The sequence below is a fragment of the Cupriavidus sp. KK10 genome (assembly GCF_018223725.1).
Taxonomy (GTDB): Bacteria; Pseudomonadota; Gammaproteobacteria; order Burkholderiales; family Burkholderiaceae; genus Cupriavidus; species Cupriavidus necator.
The window spans coordinates 4,087,707-4,103,490 of sequence record NZ_CP073677.1; the positions used below are offsets into that span (position 1 = coordinate 4,087,707).

15 protein-coding genes are annotated in these 15,784 nt (G+C 61.6%); 4 read left to right on the plus strand and 11 right to left on the minus strand.

Going from position 1 to position 15,784, the window contains the following annotated elements:
- Positions 1 to 52: 52 nt before the first annotated feature.
- Positions 53 to 751 carry a hydrolase gene (locus KB879_RS19095; protein WP_013951972.1) on the minus strand — a complete coding sequence of 233 codons (699 nt, stop codon included), beginning with the start codon at positions 749 to 751 and terminating at the stop codon, positions 53 to 55.
- A gap of 610 nt (positions 752 to 1,361) precedes the next feature.
- Entirely contained in the window at positions 1,362 to 1,601 is a 240-nt protein-coding gene (locus KB879_RS19100) for a hypothetical protein (protein WP_013951973.1), read from the minus strand.
- A 381-nt stretch (positions 1,602 to 1,982) separates the two neighbouring features.
- Here KB879_RS19100 and KB879_RS19105 point away from each other — a divergent pair, with 381 nt between their 5' ends.
- Both KB879_RS19105 and KB879_RS19110 read left to right on the plus strand, forming a co-directional pair.
- The gene (locus KB879_RS19105; RefSeq protein WP_041228522.1) at positions 1,983 to 2,903 is read left to right on the plus strand and encodes a helix-turn-helix transcriptional regulator; all 921 of its coding nucleotides are present in this window, start codon (positions 1,983 to 1,985) and stop codon (positions 2,901 to 2,903) included.
- Between the two features lie 209 nt (positions 2,904 to 3,112).
- Positions 3,113 to 3,823 carry a response regulator transcription factor gene (locus KB879_RS19110; protein ID WP_211982237.1) on the plus strand — a complete coding sequence of 237 codons (711 nt, stop codon included), beginning with the start codon at positions 3,113 to 3,115 and terminating at the stop codon, positions 3,821 to 3,823.
- Between the two features lie 72 nt (positions 3,824 to 3,895).
- Here the strand turns inward: KB879_RS19110 and KB879_RS19115 are convergent, their stop codons facing one another.
- Positions 3,896 to 4,288 carry a response regulator transcription factor gene (locus KB879_RS19115; RefSeq protein WP_041228523.1) on the minus strand — a complete coding sequence of 131 codons (393 nt, stop codon included), beginning with the start codon at positions 4,286 to 4,288 and terminating at the stop codon, positions 3,896 to 3,898.
- A 764-nt stretch (positions 4,289 to 5,052) separates the two neighbouring features.
- On the opposite strand from KB879_RS19115, the gene KB879_RS19120 reads away from it, so the two are divergent.
- Complete coding sequence (locus KB879_RS19120; protein ID WP_211979578.1) at positions 5,053 to 6,177, plus strand: IS110 family transposase; 1,125 nt, start codon at positions 5,053 to 5,055, stop codon at positions 6,175 to 6,177.
- Between the two features lie 407 nt (positions 6,178 to 6,584).
- Here the strand turns inward: KB879_RS19120 and KB879_RS19125 are convergent, their stop codons facing one another.
- The 8 genes from KB879_RS19125 to KB879_RS19160 all read right to left on the minus strand — a co-directional run bounded on the left by KB879_RS19125 (position 6,585) and on the right by KB879_RS19160 (position 14,650).
- Positions 6,585 to 7,313 carry a YoaK family protein gene (locus KB879_RS19125; protein ID WP_211979579.1) on the minus strand — a complete coding sequence of 243 codons (729 nt, stop codon included), beginning with the start codon at positions 7,311 to 7,313 and terminating at the stop codon, positions 6,585 to 6,587.
- Between the two features lie 33 nt (positions 7,314 to 7,346).
- Entirely contained in the window at positions 7,347 to 8,495 is a 1,149-nt protein-coding gene (locus KB879_RS19130; protein ID WP_013951978.1) for a porin, read from the minus strand.
- Positions 8,496 to 8,499: 4 nt separating this feature from the next.
- Entirely contained in the window at positions 8,500 to 8,793 is a 294-nt protein-coding gene (locus KB879_RS19135) for a XapX domain-containing protein (protein ID WP_013951979.1), read from the minus strand.
- Between the two features lie 37 nt (positions 8,794 to 8,830).
- Positions 8,831 to 10,444, minus strand: a complete 1,614-nt coding sequence (locus KB879_RS19140) for an MFS transporter (RefSeq protein ID WP_211979580.1) — start codon at positions 10,442 to 10,444, stop codon at positions 8,831 to 8,833.
- The gene (locus tag KB879_RS19145; protein ID WP_013951981.1) at positions 10,441 to 10,875 is read right to left on the minus strand and encodes a DoxX family protein; all 435 of its coding nucleotides are present in this window, start codon (positions 10,873 to 10,875) and stop codon (positions 10,441 to 10,443) included. Before KB879_RS19145 ends, KB879_RS19140 begins: the two co-directional genes overlap by 4 nt.
- A 28-nt stretch (positions 10,876 to 10,903) precedes the next feature.
- On the minus strand, positions 10,904 to 12,850 hold the full coding sequence (locus KB879_RS19150; RefSeq protein WP_371827365.1) for an amidohydrolase: 1,947 nt from the start codon (positions 12,848 to 12,850) through the stop codon (positions 10,904 to 10,906).
- Between the two features lie 6 nt (positions 12,851 to 12,856).
- Positions 12,857 to 13,846, minus strand: coding sequence for an alpha/beta fold hydrolase (locus KB879_RS19155; RefSeq protein ID WP_013951983.1), 990 nt, complete (start codon positions 13,844 to 13,846; stop codon positions 12,857 to 12,859).
- 117 nt (positions 13,847 to 13,963) lie between these two features.
- The gene (locus tag KB879_RS19160) at positions 13,964 to 14,650 is read right to left on the minus strand and encodes a hydrolase (protein ID WP_013951984.1); all 687 of its coding nucleotides are present in this window, start codon (positions 14,648 to 14,650) and stop codon (positions 13,964 to 13,966) included.
- Between the two features lie 523 nt (positions 14,651 to 15,173).
- Between KB879_RS19160 and KB879_RS19165 the strand changes: the two genes are divergently transcribed.
- Entirely contained in the window at positions 15,174 to 15,782 is a 609-nt protein-coding gene (locus KB879_RS19165) for a response regulator transcription factor (protein ID WP_211982239.1), read from the plus strand.
- Positions 15,783 to 15,784: the final 2 nt, after the last annotated feature.

A 15,784-nucleotide genomic window follows, 5' to 3' on the forward strand; every position in this document is an offset into this window, starting at 1 on the left:
GGTTGTATGGCGCCGAAAACTACAGAAAGCTTTCGGCGCAGACTGGAGTTGTTTAGTTCTCAATCACTGGCGCATGCACGGGCGCGATCGACTCGTGCGTGGTTGCAGTACGTTGCGCGGCCTTGTGGACCATCGTGTAGGCATAGTCCACGCCCATGCCGTAGGCGCCAGAGTGTTCCTTGACGAGCTTCATCACGGCGTCATAGGTATCGCGGTGTGCCCAGTCACGCTGCCATTCGAGCAGCACCTGCTGCCAAGTCACCGGTACCACGCCGGCCTGGATCATGCGCTGCATCGCGTAGTCGTGGGCTTCTTTGGTCGTGCCGCCCGAGGCATCGGCCACCATGTAGATTTCATAGTCGCCTTCGAGCATCGCACTCAGGGCGAAGGTGGTATTGCAGACTTCGGTCCACAGGCCTGCCACGACGATCTTCTTGCGGCCATCAGCGGCCAGCGCGTCGCGCACCTTCTGGTCATCCCAGGAATTCATCGAGGTGCGCTCCAGCGTTTCCTTGCCGGGGAACACGTCCAGGATCTCTGGGTAGGTATAGCCGGAGAACGACTCGCTCTCCACCGTGGTGATGGTGGTCGGCACGTCGAAGATCTTGGCCGCCTTGGCCAGGCCCACGACGTTGTTCTTCATGGTCTGGCGGTCCATCGACTGCACGCCAAAGGCCATCTGGGGCTGATGGTCGATGATGATCAGTTGGCTGTTGTGCGGGGTCAGGACTTCCAGCTTGGCGTTCGACATGATTTCTCTCCAAAAAATTTGATTCAACGATTTGAGTTTTGGTTGCCGGCGCGAATTCGCAACACTGCGTTGTTGCGCTGTCCATGTGCAGAACTATACCGATCGACACATCCCAGAGAGCGGCCTATCTCCGCAATAGTTATTCAAAAAAATTGAATTCCGTTCGTCGAGACGCGAGAGAACCCTGTCCTGGTGGGTCCATCGCCCTTGGAAGAAGCGCAACATGAGTTCCGCGGCGTCGAGCGTCATCGTCTTGCAAGTGCGTACCTTGTTAAGGTCGCTGGGTGACCAGCCGTTTGTTGAAAATCGCCGCGCGAGCGATATAGCGCGACAAATAGAGAGCAGGTTCCTACGAATGGACGACCGGCGTAGACCGCCCAATCACATGTGCGTATGCAAGGCACTGGGTGAAGCCGGATGGCCAGAGTGGCCGCCGAAGAAGTGCAACCGGCCACCGGCGATACGCCACGTCGAGAGCTTCGAAGTAGCGGCGGCAGCCGTAAAGTACTGCCTCGTTGTACTAGGCGATGGCCTTAATGGGTGCCGGCAGCGGCAAGAGCGCCAATTGTCGACCCTGTGAGCCGCAGCGCGTACATCGTCACCGGCTCGTCTACAAGGCTTTCAGTGCGCGGCAAAGGAAGTGAGCGGCGCGAACCGCCAGGTCGAAGGACGGGTCACGCGCCAGTTCGCGACCGGCCACGCAAATGATCCAGTCTCCCCTTTTGCGTTCGCAGCTCATCATCTGGTCTTCCATCTGATCTGAGAACCAGCGCCACAACGTCGCGTCTTGTTCATTGGCATGGGCCGCTGCCTGGAGCTGGGCCGTCTTTAAGCAGATGTTGCCATTCATGGAATCTCCGTGTTTGCTCATCCCGTGTCTGTCTCAAGTGCCGGGCTAGCGCGGCCAAATGTTGACTTGGGGCTTGTGCACTTTATTCGGATGAGCCCACAGTTTCCATCGTCTTCTGGTATGACTGGCCTACACGCTTGGCGCGTCTGTAACGTATTCGGCATCCAGGCCGGCAAGCATGTCGCGATCTGCTTGAAGATCGGGGGGCGATATCAGCAGCCTTAATTCCTTCGGAGTTGGCGATGATAGTATGTTCTCCAGGCAGTCGTCTGACTGCAGGAAGGCGGGCGCTTTTCGAGCTGCCAGCGTCAATGGTATTTTCAGTAACGCAAGGTCGCCCGGTCGTGTCTGGCTTGGCGCGACGATCATGACTACCTGGCCATGCGACTCTCCACATCTACTCACGAATCTGCCAAGCCGGCCATTCAGCGCGACTCATTGGGGTGCTTGTCGGAGGCATTGCGATACGATCAGGCGCTTGCCGCCGGCGATCTCAATTTCTACCGCAAGAGTTCCGTGATTGAGCGGATGAGTCAGGTAGTGACCCCAGCTTCAGCACGAGGGTTTCTGGTTGGCGTCTCTCTGATGGAAGGCCATCGTCGACGCATTTTTCGTCCGAATCAGGCGAACATGCATGCATTCGAGGCAGGTTCCATCTATCTGCGGAACTTCCAGGATGACTACAAGGCGGACATGTATGGGACGTTTGATTTCGTACTCATCGAACTGCCGCGCCCCTTCATGGAGCGTACAGCCCTGGAACTTGGCTGCCCCGCAGGTCTTGAACTGCGGCATGCCGCGGCGCAGACGGACGCCGTGCTGGCCCATCTCGCCCAGGCACTCTTACCCGCGCTCGCGCGGCCTGAAGGCGCGAGCAGGTTGTTTATCGATCAACTCGGACACGTGATCGGCACATACCTGGTCGAACACTATGGAGGTGTCAATCGGGGACGCATTCCCTCCATTGGCCGACTTTCGCCTCGCATACTTGCGCGGGCGCAGGAGTTCCTCGCGGCGCGGCTGGACGACGGAAACGTGTCCATTGCCGAGGTTGCGGATGCGTGTCAATTGTCCCGAAGTCATTTTTCCCGGGCATTTCGGCAGAGTACCGGCAAAACACCGCATGAATGGCTGCTGGAGCGTCGCCTCGAGCGCGCGGCGGCACTGCTGCGCACCACGGACTTGCCGATAGCTGGGATTGCCGCGTCGTGCGGCTTTGCGGATCAGAGCCATCTCACACGCAGCTTCTCTAAGAAGCTTGGCCTCACGCCGGGTGACTGGCGGAGCGGTCGGCAGGACTAGGCACGCCTGGTGCCAGCACTTGCCAGCCATTATCTGGCCCGCGCTGAGCACAAAAAGACAATGGAGCGCACACGCGTTCAAGCCAAAGGGCTGGCGTAACACTACATTGCTGTCGGGTGCGTCGTATCTCCCCACATGGAGTCATGGGGTGATCGCGCCTCTGATGTCGATGCTACGTGGAGGGCCCTACCGTGACTGCTGTATTACCGATGCGCGCCGAATCAGCGCCGCAGGACGACGCGGTGGTCCTTGTTGTCGATGATGACTTGCAGGTCCGAAACGCGCTGGGAAGCCTATTTCGTTCAGTCGGCATCCACGCCGTGCTGCTCGGATCGGCGGCCGAGCTTTTTGCCTTCGGCTTCCCAGATGCGCCTTGTTGCCTGGTTCTCGATGTGCGCCTGAAGGGGCAAAGTGGCTTGGATGTGCAAGCCCGCATGGCAGAGCTCGGCATTCATATTCCCATCATCTTCATGACCGGCTACGGGGACATTCCGATGACGGTTGCTGCCATGAAGGCGGGGGCAGAACACTTTCTTTCCAAGCCGTTCCGTGAACAGGAACTGCTCGATGCCGTCACGGAGGCACTACAGAAGGAGGGCTCGCGGCGTGAGCGCTTGTGCCGATTGGCTGCAGTGCGCGACTGCTTCCGTTCCCTGACGCCGCGGGAGAGTGAGGTCATGGCGCATGCCGCATCAGGTTTGACAAACAAGGAGATTGCCGCCGCCATGTGCATCAGCGTGGTGACTGTCAAAGTTCATCGATGCCAGGCAATGCGAAAAATGAGAGCTCGGAGTTTCGCCGATCTGGTGCTTCTTGCGCAAACTCTCGGTCTCGTGCTGCTTCCCTCTGAGTCCGAAGCTGATGAGCAGCCTGCCATCCGGCTGCAGCCTAGACAGCTTGGAACCGCAACCATAGCGTAGGGACGGCGTCGGGCAGCGTGCAGAGGATGAAGGTGATGTAAGGACGTCTCATCGATCCACTGCACGACACACTCACGATGGAGGAGAGTCCGTCTTGCGAGGACGAATTGCTTTTTCAATGCATCGGATCATGTCCGTGTCCTGAAATGGCTTGTAAAGAACGCACGTCGCACCCATTGCCTTGGCACGCTGATCGAATCCCTCATGCGCAAATGCTGTCATGAAAATGACAGGCATATCGAGATTGCGTGCGCGCAAGGCCTCTATCAAAGCGAAGCCGTCCATGCCGGGCATTTGCGCGTCCGTGATCACGCAGGACATGCAAGGCAGCGAAGTGCACCGCAGTAGCTCTTGGCCGCCTCCGAACAACTGCACGCCAAAATCGAGCGAACGCAGCAGCCCCCCCATGGCATTTCGGACGGCGACATCGTCGTCAACTATTGCGATCGTGGGGCGAGCTATCACACTGACTCCTTGAACACGCGCTGAGCGCCGGCATTGCTCTGCTGGAAGAGTAACGCCGAACCTGTGCACACCCTATCATACGATGGTATCGCCGATTCCTCGGGTGCACGTCCCACGCTACGTTGCGATGAAGTCACGCTGGCCAGGAAAATCAGTCCCCCCGCGATAGTGAGGCAGCCAGCTATTCTGTCCGTGTCATACCAAGGTATTACATGCATAGCTGCGTCGAAATGGCGCCGCTCTGGGAGTTCTGATTGTCGGTGACCGGTGCGCCCGCAGCCGTGGTGAGAGTGTCTCTGTTCATCGTGATTCTTCTTGTTGGTGAAGGAGATTGGGGGGCTTCGTGCCGGCGATCAGTACACGGATGCGAAACCAGAGGGGGCAGCCGATGAGTCACCCTTCCCCGCGCAGGATGCGCAGGACTGTCCGTCGCACAGTGCACTGATCCGGCTACACAGGACCTGGCTATGGCCGACCACTTGTTTGGGGGCGAACTCCGGACCCGTACAGCAAGGTGACCGGACAGGCTTCCAAACGCCGATTGAGGTCAATGTCAGTTGCAGCGTGTCGTGATCCTGCAAAGCCAGGAGAGATTAATTGGCGATGCAGGATGTGGCCATTGTCTGTTCGTATTAGTCAGTATGACTCCCCTGGGGGCAAGAGGGCTGGCCCGCCGCGAGGAATCAAACGCGGGTTAGCATCACTGCCAGAGCCGCATGGTGTGGACAGTGCCACACCCGGCGATTTCCAGCGCGGAGGCCAGCATGGAACACGATAGCACTTTGTATGTAGGTCTTGACGTCCATAAGGACTCGATCACGGTCGCCTATGCAATCGGCATGGGTGAGGTCGAGCTGCTTAGCAAGATCGGTACTTCAAAGGCCGATATCGATCGCCTGTGCAAGCGCCTGCAGTCCAAAGCGCGCCGGATCCGCATCGTCTACGAGGCGGGCCCATGCGGATATGGCCTTTACCGGCAGCTTGCAGGGAAGGGATTCGAGTGCATGGTGTGCGCGCCGTCGCTGATCCCGAAGAAGCCCGGCGAGCGCGTCAAGACCGATCGTCGCGATGCGGTCAAGCTCGTGCGATCGCTGCGCGCCGGTGACCTCTCGGCCGTGTACGTGCCCAGCGTCGAAGACGAAGCATTCCGGGATCTGTCACGCGCCTGGGTCAGCGCCAAGGACGATCTGAAGCGGGCCCAACAAAGGCTGAAAGCTTTTCTGCTCTCGCACGGTGTTCGCTACACCGGCAGAGCCGACTGGGGACCGGCGCACCGGCGCTGGATCAGTGCCTTTGCGTTCGACGCCGTGTGGCAACAACTTGCCTTTGACGAATATCGACGGACCATCGAGGATCGGCTCGCCCAATGCAACCGTCTCGAAGCGGCCTTGCGCGAAGCCGTGGTCAACTGGCACTTCTATCCGGCCGTACTGGGGCTGCAGGCCATGCGCGGTGTGCAGTTCACCACGGCGATAGGCATCCTCGCCGAGTTGGGCGATCTCTCGCGCTTTGTCCATCCGCGCCAACTGATGGCCTGGCTCGGGGTGACACCCGCTGAACACTCATCGGGAGAAAAACGACGGCGGGGCAGCATCACCAAGAACGGCAATAGCTATGCAAGAAAGCTACTGATCGAAGCCGCTTGGAGTTACTGGCACCCCGCACGCGTGAGCCCCGAGATTCAGCGCCGGCACGAAGGCATCCCTAAGGCCATCGTTGACCGGTCCTGGGACGCCCAGACTCGACTGTGCCGGCGCTATCGGAAACTTGCCACACGCGGCAAGAACCCGAACATTGCGGTGGTCGCGGTGGCCCGCGAACTGAGCGGGTTCATCTGGGACATCAGCCGGCTTGCGATGTCGCTTGCCGAACCGAACGAGGCAACGTAACCCAGCACCTAGCAACATCTCAGTTTCCTGAAGGCGGCGTAGCCCGGCACCACGAGCAACCCGCGCTCCAGCTAGGCAACGGACTTCATCCGACTTGCGGCATTAGATAGCGGCAGGCTCATTGGGCGGACCTCTGTAATGCGGTAGCCAACCCGCGGATATCAGCCTGATCCACCGTCGAGACTTACTGCTACGTCGCCCTCAGGAAATTGGGCCCCCTCAATATGGAACTGTGAAACTGAACCAAACCAATCTCGATTGACACCGGGAGTCATATCAGCTGGCTGGGTCTTCGGCCTGGTCGCGGACTTTGGAATGCTGTTTGCTCAGTTCGGCACTGGTAGCGGCGATGTGAGAGCGGTGAACCGAGGAAGGCGAGGGCGTCTCGAATTCACACGTCTGCCAATTCACTTCTGCAGGCTGTTCGCGCCATTGCGCCAAGTCAGGAAACTGAGCGCCGTCAGCAATACGGCTGGCAGCATTACACACCAGAGCGAAAGCATCGAATAGCCAAGGGCGCCGAGAGCGGCGCCCGATGCGAAACCCGCGAGCGCCGGTACCATCTTTTTGAGCCGACCGCGTATGGCTTTGTCTTCCGCCTCAGATGCGGATGGCAGGTCCACCAGGTCGATGATAATTTGCGTCGTATTTCCGGTCATGATCGTGGTGGGGCCGAGGTCTGACAAGGACGTCCGGGACAGTGAGTTCTGAATACCCATGGCCACTACGGCAAGCATGCCGGCGCCGACGGCTGCAGGCGTACTTGGATCGGAAATGGGAGAGGCGTGGAACCCTGCAACTATGAAGAGAACCAGCGCCAAGGCCTCGGCAAACAGCAACAGCGAGGGTGCCGATTGTTTGTCCCGTACGATGCGTGACTCGGTCAGCCTGGCGGCGGCAACCGCCAAGGCAAAAGTCGGAAGCGCAAGCAGTTTTGCGAGCAGGCCCGCAGAATCACCGGCGATGTCGACGCCGATCATCACGAAGTTTCCTGTCACGTGCGCAGTAAACAGGCCGAATAGTGAAATGAACCCGACCACGTCTACATAGCCGGCGACGAAGGCCAGGATGCAGCCGAACGCCGGTCCTGAAAGATCCGCGCGGCGACCGGCGTCAGGAAGCTGTGTGGGTGTCAATGCGGTCTCTCACGTTGGTTGGTCAGCGGACGGTCAGAAGCTGTGCCGCATCGCAATGGCGAACGTCTGCGGGTCTGCGCCAGCCTTGATACCGAGGTTGTTGATGGCGAAGTCATAGTTCGCATTGCTGCGGTTGTTGATGCGGCTGTAGTAGGCGTATAGCGCGGTTCGCTTGGAAAGGGGGTAGTCATAGCCGACGGTCACCTGAAATGCGCCGGTATCCGAACCACTTCGGACGGATCCAATCGTTTCCATAGCTGTGCCGGTGCCATCGCCGACAAAGGCGAAGCCGGCGCGTATGCTGCCGGGGCCAAACTCCTGTATCAGCGAGACATAGTAGCCATTGCGCGTAAGGTCTCCGGTGGCGGTACGATAGTGCAGGCGTTCATACAGGGCACTGATGCGCGTCGATGGGAACTGGTAGGAAACTCCTGCCTTGATTGCGTCGTCGTTGCGTCCGCTGGTCTGATAGTGCTGGTGGATTTCATAGGCAAGCGTCAGGTTCAGGTTGCCGTGACCATAGGCCGTGGCAAAGGAATACAACGCTGGATTGCGCGGCACCGTGGTCTTTTCCTCCGGCAATCCCCAGGCAATGGCGCCGCTCAAGCCGTGCCACGTCGGCGACTGGTAGTGCAGCGAGTTCTTCTGCCGTCGATCAAATGAGCTGGTGTTCTGGACATTGTCGCTGGTAGACGCAGCGCCATTGCCTATCAGCGCCATGTAACCCGCAGTGGTGGCGTAATACGGGTCGTAGCTCTTGGTTGCACTTGTGTATGGCGTGTCCCAGTTGCCCATGAAGAGGGTGCCGTACGGGCTCTGAAGGCCGAGCCGGGTATCCCGCGCGGCGATTTGCCCAGCGCCGTTGTCAACCGACAGGGCGCTTTCGATTTGCCAGATCGCCTTGATCCCATTGGCCAACTGTTCCTCGCCCCGCATGCCGAACACAGAGCGGTTATTCGTGAGGCGCGCCGTATTGCCCAATCTGGTGCCGTCGGTTGCGGTGGTCACGGTCACATACTCGATTGCCGTGTTCAGCCGACCATAGATCGCGACGTTGTTGTCCGCCACGGCAGGTGCCGCGGCCGCGGACAAAGACGCTGCCAGGGCGACGTGAATGCGCCGGGGCGCGATTGCGTTAGTACGGCTGGCAAGTGCTTCGGGCTGCTTTCGGGAGCGACTCATGCTGTTATTGGTTCCCTTCCTTGCTACGCGCGGGGAGGGATGCCGACGGTTCAACGGCCGTGTCCGCATTGGGCGGTGTACCCGTAATCTTCGGGACGCATTCGCCGCGGAACCATGCAATGGTGACTGGCTCGCCGGCCAGCATGCGCTTGACCGGCGGCACAACCTGCTCGCCAATCAGCATGCCCAGCAGCCCGATCAAAGCAATTGCGGGCGGCGCAGGCGAGCGGACCTGCATCAGTGCATAGATAATGCCGACCAGGATGCCGGCGCCAAGGGAGATGAGATAGAGCTTCATATGTGACAAGGTTGGAGAGGGGGAAATCGGTGCGACGTCACGCCGGCGGCAAGCCCAGGCCGAGCAGGTGTCTTACGTGGGGCGGCTCGGCGCCCACGTGGAAGCTGGCTACGTCGCGCTGCACATCGGCATCGGCATGCGGTACGCGCTGGTGCTGGCGCAGGTGCTCGGCCCACGACTCGACCAGGAACCATTCGGTCAGCAGTTCGGGATTGGCCGGATCTTCCATCACGCCCCAGCTGAACGCACCGTCACGCAAACGCTCTTCCGACAGCTTGTGGACCGCATGCAGGAACGCATCGCGGTTGGCGGGCGGGATGCAGTATTCGATCAGGATCATCACCGGACCACGGTCCTGCGCGATCTCGCCGGCCATCTCCGGTTCGGGCCAGTGACGTGCGGGACCGAGGTCTTCATCGCCGCCCGGCAGCCGCATGCGGTGCAGGATCAGCGCGGTAACGACCAGCCCCGCCGCGGCGATCAGCAGCGCGTGCGGTGTGCCCAGTGCCTGCGCCACAAAGCCCCAGACCAGGCTGCCACCGGCCAGCGCGCCGTTGAACACCATCTGGTAGACCGCCAGCGCGCGGCCGCGAACCCAGTTCGGCAGGATCGCCTGCGCCGCGCCGCCGAGCGTGGTCAGCGCCATGATCCATGCCGCGCCAAGCAGCAATAGCAGCGGCAATGCCAGCCATATGGGTGGTGCGCTCGACAGCGCCGCCATGACGACCGCCGTGACGATCGCGGACAACAGCACCATGCCATCTGCATCGAGCCGCTGCTGCAGTCTGGACATCGTCAGCGCGCCAAGGATCGCGCCAGCGCCCACTGCGCCCAGTAACACACCATAGAGGCCGGCGCCGCCATGCAACAGCTGACGGGCCACCAGCGGCAACAACGCCCATACGCCGCTGCCGAAGGCAAAATGCACGGCGGCGCGCGCCAATACTACGTGCAGCTTGCTGTGCGCGCGCGTGAAGCGTAAGCCTGCTCTGAAAGCGCTGAAGAAGTGTTCGCGCAGTGGATCGCTTGGCTTTTCGGGACGCTTCCACCAGATCAGCGCAGCGATGACGAACACATAGCTGAGCAGGTCTGCGCTATACGTGGCAGCCGCGCCGAATGCCGCGAGCAGCAGACCCCCGGTAGCCGGTCCAATCGCACGGGCGACGTTCACGCCCAGCGAGTTCAGCGCCACGGCCTGTCGCAGCGTGCTCGGCGGCACGAGCTCGGGCACGATCGACTGCCACGTGGGCCCCATCATCGCCGCACCCACACCGCCGACGAACGCCAGCGCAATCAGGATTTCGATCGTCAGCGCCTGGCGCCACGCCAGCAGCATCAGCGTGCCGCTGACCATGGCCAGTCCGATCTGGATCACGATCAGGAAGCGGCGCCGGTCGAGGATGTCGGAGAGCACACCGGCCGGAATCGCTAGCAGGAAGACGGGCAGCGTGGCAGCCGCCTGGATCGTGGCGACCGCTGCCGGTGAAGTGGAAAGATCGGTTGCCAGCCATGCGCTGGCCACATCCCGCATGAAGCTGCCGATGTTACCGAGGATCGTGGCCACCCACAGTACCGCAAACGTGCGCTGGGCCAGCGGGGCAAACGTGCCTCCCGATGCAGGCTTGGCCGCCGAGATGGCAGATTGCGTCATGGTTGTCTCCGCGTGCGAAGGTCATCCCACGCCACGAGCAGGAACCCACCCACCAGGCCCAGATGTTCGAAGAACGCGTTAGCCATCATGAACTGCGCCTCGGGCGGTGCGCTCCAAAACCGGTTGGCCAGGAACGTGGCCATCAGCGTGAACGCCGCCAGCGCCAGTGCGCCTAGCCAGCGCCAGAAGCCGGTCAGGATCATTGCCGACGCACCAAGCTCCAGCGCAATCGTCGCCGCAGCCAGCGGCACGGCGGGCGACAGGCCGAAGTGCTGCATCTCTGTCACTGCGCTGGAGAAGTCGAACAGCTTGACCAATCCGCCCTGCAGGTAGGCTGCGCACAGCAAAAGCAGGGCGATCCAGCGCAGCCAGCGGGGCAGCCGGTGCGTGTTGTTGCCGGCCGTGGCTAGCGGGGGCGTCGAGATGGTCATGGCCGCTCTCCGATGTGGTCAACGTAGATCAGAATGCCCAGCACGAGCAGCCCAGCGCGCCCCAGAACGTGCTTTCGTCCGACGTCGGCACGCTCGAGGTCCACGCATTGGCATGTGCATGGCCATGCACGCCGCACGAACTGGCGCAGCCGCACGCGGTGTTCAGCGCCAGTGCGCGCGCCTGGGCCTGCGGGCGCGGCTGGTACTGGCTGCCATGGCGGGCCGGTGACCAGTCGGGCATCGCGGGCGGGATTTCGGGCGAATGCTTGCCGAATTCGCTGTCGCCATAGACCACCTTGCCGCCGAGCACGGTCAGCACCGACGTGATGTCCTGGATGTCGTCGCCGGGCACCGAGTAGTAGTCGGCCGACAACACGGCCAGGTCGGCCAGCTGGCCCACCTTGATCTGGCCCTTCTTGCCCACTTCGGATGAGAACCACGTGTTGGCCTCGGTCCACAGGCGCAGCGCCGTTTCGCGATCGAGCAGGTTGGCCTGTGGATACATCGACATGCCGCCGACGGTCTTGCCCGTGGTCAGCCAGTACAGCGAGACCCACGGGTTGTACGAGGCCACGCGCGTGGCATCGGTGCCGGCGCCGACCTTGACGCCCTTCTCCAGCATCTTCTTGATCGGCGGCGTGGCTTCGGCGGCCTTGGCACCGTAGCGCTCGACAAAGTACTCGCCCTGGTACGCCATGCGGTGCTGCACGGCGATACCGCCACCGAGCGCGGCGATGCGGTCGATATTGCGGTCGGAAATCGTCTCGGCGTGGTCGAAGAACCAGTTCAGGCCGTTGAACGGGATGTCCTTGGCGACCTTCTCGTAGACGTCGAGCGCGCGCGTGATGGTCTGGTCATAGGTCGCATGCAGGCGCCACGGCCAGCGCTTTTCGGCCAGCAGGCGGATAACCGGCTCCAGATCGGCTTCCATCGACGGCGCCATGTCGGGGCGCTCGACACGGAAGTCCTCGAAGTCGGCCGCCGTGTAGACCAGCATTTCGCCGGCGCCATTGTGGCGATAGAGGTCATCGCCCTGGCCTGGCTTCACGGTCGACGTCCAGGTCTTGAAGTCGCTCAGCTCTTCCTTGGGCTTCTGCGTGAACAGGTTGTAGGCCAGGCGCACCGTGAGGTGGCCTTCCTTGTGCAGTTCCTCGATGATGCTGTAGTCCTCGGGATAGTTCTGGTAGCCGCCGCCCGCATCGATCACGCCGGTCACGCCCAGGCGATTCACCTCGCGCATGAAGTGGCGCGTCGAGTTCTTCTGGTACTCGGGCGGTAGCTTCGGGCCCTTGGCCAGCGTGGCGTAGAGGATCGTCGCGTTGGGCTTGGCCAGCAGCAGGCCGGTGGGATTGCCGCGTGCATCGCGCACGATCTCGCCGCCCGGAGGGTTCGGCGTGTCCTTGGTGTAGCCAACGGCACGCAGTGCGGCGCCATTCAGAATGGCGCGGTCGTAGAGGTGCAGGATGAACAGGGGAGTGTCGGGCGCCACGGCGTTCAGTTCGTCGATGGTCGGCAGGCGCTTTTCCACGAACTGGTGCTCAGTGAAGCCGCCCACCACGCGCACCCATTGCGGTGCGGGGGTGCGTGCCACTTGATCCTTGAGCATGCGCATCGCATCGGCCAGCGAACGCACACCGTCCCAGCGCAACTCCATGTTGTAGTTCAGGCCGCCGCGGATGATGTGCATGTGGCTGTCAATCAGCCCGGGAATGGCCCGCCGGCCGTTCAGGTCGATCACCCTGGTCTGCGTTCCTGCCAGCTTCATGATGTCCTGGCGCGTACCCACCCCGACGAAGCGGCCGTCCTGGATGGCCACGGCGTCGGCCTGCGGATTGGCACGGTCGAGCGTGGCGAACTTGCCGTTTACGAGAATGAGGTCGGGAGTCGGGTTCGGTGACATGGCGAATAGTTCCGAAGAGGCTGCCGCACCGAGGGCGGCAGCCGAGGCGATGAAGTGCCGGCGGGTAATGGACATCTCGGCTTATGCGTTCAGGAAGGCCAGCAGGTCGGCATTGACCTGGTCGGCGTTGATCACGCACATGCCATGCGATGCACCTGGATATACCTTGAGCGTGGCGTTCTTGACGATCTTGGCCGACAGGCGGGCCGAATTGTCGATGGGCACGATCTGGTCGTCGTCACCATGCAGGATCAGCGTCGGCACGGTGATCTTCTTCAGGTCCCCGGTGTAGTCCACTTCCGAGAATTCCTTGATGCAGGCGTACTGGCCCAGGAGGCCACCGGTCATGCCCTGTGCCCAGAACGCATCGATGGTGCCTTGCGAAACCTTGGCGCCGGGCCGGTTGAAGCCGAAGAACGGCGTGGTCAGGTCCTTGTAGAATTGCGAGCGGTTTTCCGCCACGCCCTTGCGGATGCCGTCGAACACTTCCATCGGCAGGCCGTTCGGATTGGCCGCGGTCTTGAGCATGATAGGCGGCACCGCGCCGATCAGCACCGCCTTGGCCACGCGCTTCGTGCCATGACGGCCGATGTAGTGCGCCACTTCGCCGCCGCCGGTGGAGTGGCCGACCAGCGTGGCGCCCTTGATGTCGAGGGCGTCCAGCAGCGCGGCCAGGTCGTCGGCGTAGGTGTCCATGTTGTTGCCCTGCGCGGGCTGGTCCGAACGGCCATGGCCGCGACGGTCATGGGCGATCACCCGGAATCCCTTCTGGACCAGAAAGAGCATCTGGGCGTCCCAGGCGTCGGCATTGAGCGGCCAGCCGTGCGAGAACACCACCGGGCTGCCCGTGCCCCAGTCCTTGTAGAAGATGCGCGTGCCGTCTTTGGTCGTGACGTAGTGGCCCTGATTCGTGGCGCGGCTGCTGGCCGGCGCGGCTTCCGCGGCCGTGGGCGTCAGTGCGGCAAGCGACGCCACCGATGCGGCCGCGGCGCCAACAGTGCTGCCTACCAGCAGTTGCCGGCGCGATGCATCGATGTTGTGACCTTGTTCCTGGGTGTGTTCTATTTGCATGGTTAGGGCTAGCTGAAAGTTGGCTCGAAATCCTGGATGAATGAGATCGCTGGTTGCATCGGCCTATGCACGGAAATCGTGCGTAGGCCGATGACTATCTTCTTCCTGATCAGCTGTTTAGCGTGCGGGCACCGGGGCGATGGATTCGTGCCCCGTAGCCGTGCGCTGGGCGGCCTTGTGGACCATCGTGTAGGCGTAGTCGACACCCATGCCATAGGCGCCGGAGTGTTCCTTCACCAGCTTCATCACGGCGTCATACGTGTCGCGGTGGGCCCAGTCGCGTTGCCATTCCAGCAGCACCTGCTGCCAGGTCACCGGCACGGCGCCGGCCTGCACCATGCGTTGCATGGCGTAGTCGTGGGCTTCCTTGCTGGTGCCGCCCGAAGCGTCGGCCACCATGTAGATCTCATAGTTGCCTTCGAGCATGGCGCACAGCGCGAAGGTGGTGTTGCAGACCTCGGTCCACAGGCCGGCCACGATCACCTTGTTGCGGCCGTTGGCCTTGAGCGCATCGCGCACCTTCTGGTCGTCCCACGAGTTCATCGAGGTGCGCTCCAGCGTCTTCTGGTCCGGGAACACGTCGAGCAGTTCCGGATAGGTGAAGCCAGAGAACGACTCGCTCTCGACGGTGGTGATCGTCGTCGGGATATTGAAGATCTTTGCCGCCTTGGCCAGGCCGACGACGTTGTTCTTCATCGCCTGGCGGTCCATCGACTGGACGCCGAACGCCATCTGCGGTTGGTGGTCGATGAAGATCAGCTGGCTGTTTTGCGGGGTGAGGACTTCAAGCTTGGGGTTCGACATTGCGTTGCTCCTGTTTGGGGGGGCGAGAGTAAGGCTGCCGTGGCATCACCGCCAGGGCAGAGCCGCGTCGGGGCGGCTTGGCACAAGGGCCGCGACCGGCGTTTGTGTCCGGAACGCAACCTGAGGGAAGAATAGTCGGCGCTGTCGGCCGTCGCTATTGTCGATTCGTATTAGCCGTCCGCTGCCTTGGTTTCATCGCGAAGCCGCCAGGCTGTGCTACAGCAAATAGGGAGTGGCTTCGCCAACCCTTTGGGGCGTAGGAAGGCATTGGGGCTGCGTGCGGGTTCGTTAGCCTGCAAACTGGCCGGCCGCCGGGGCAGCCGCCTACAGTCACACTGAACTAACCCCATGGTATAAGTAGTCCATGATCCCGGTTATGTGATGTAATGGAGAGTTTTGCGGGGTCAGGTCATGGTGGCGAGAGTGGGCCTGCCCAGACCCCGCGCACCGATGAGTGCACTGGAGATAGACTTTGACAATCAACAGCTTCGTAACCGCGGACACCAGTGCGAGGGATGAAGCGATGGTGCTGATCGTTGATGACGACGCGATGCTTCGCGGCGCGTTGGAGAACCTCTTCCGATCAGTCGGGATGCGCGTCGCACTGTTCGCATCCGCTGCCGAACTGCTAGCATTCGCGTTCCCGGACGCGCCCACTTGCCTTCTGCTCGACGTCAGGCTCCGCGGGCAGAGTGGCCTGGACCTGCAGGCCCGGCTGTCCCAAATGGGCATCCAGGTCCCAATCATTTTTATGACTGGTTACGGCGACATCCCCATGACCGTTGCCGCTATGAAGGCTGGTGCTGAGGATTTTCTGGCGAAGCCATTCCGCGAGCAGGACCTGCTCGATGCCGTGGCCGCCGCCTTGCAAAAGGATCAGCATCGCCGCCATGGCATGCGTAAGCTGGATGAACTGCGAGCCAGCTACCAGAGCCTGACGCCGCGTGAGGCCGAGGTCATGCGCATGGTGGTGGCCGGTCTGCTGAATAAGCAGATCGCCAGCGAGCTAAGTATCAGCGAGGTCACAGTGAAAATTCATCGCGGCCAGGCCATGCGCAAGATGAAGGCGCGCACCTTTGCCGAGCTTGTATTGATGGCACAGCAACTCGGCATTTGCGAGGCGCCGCATTGAGC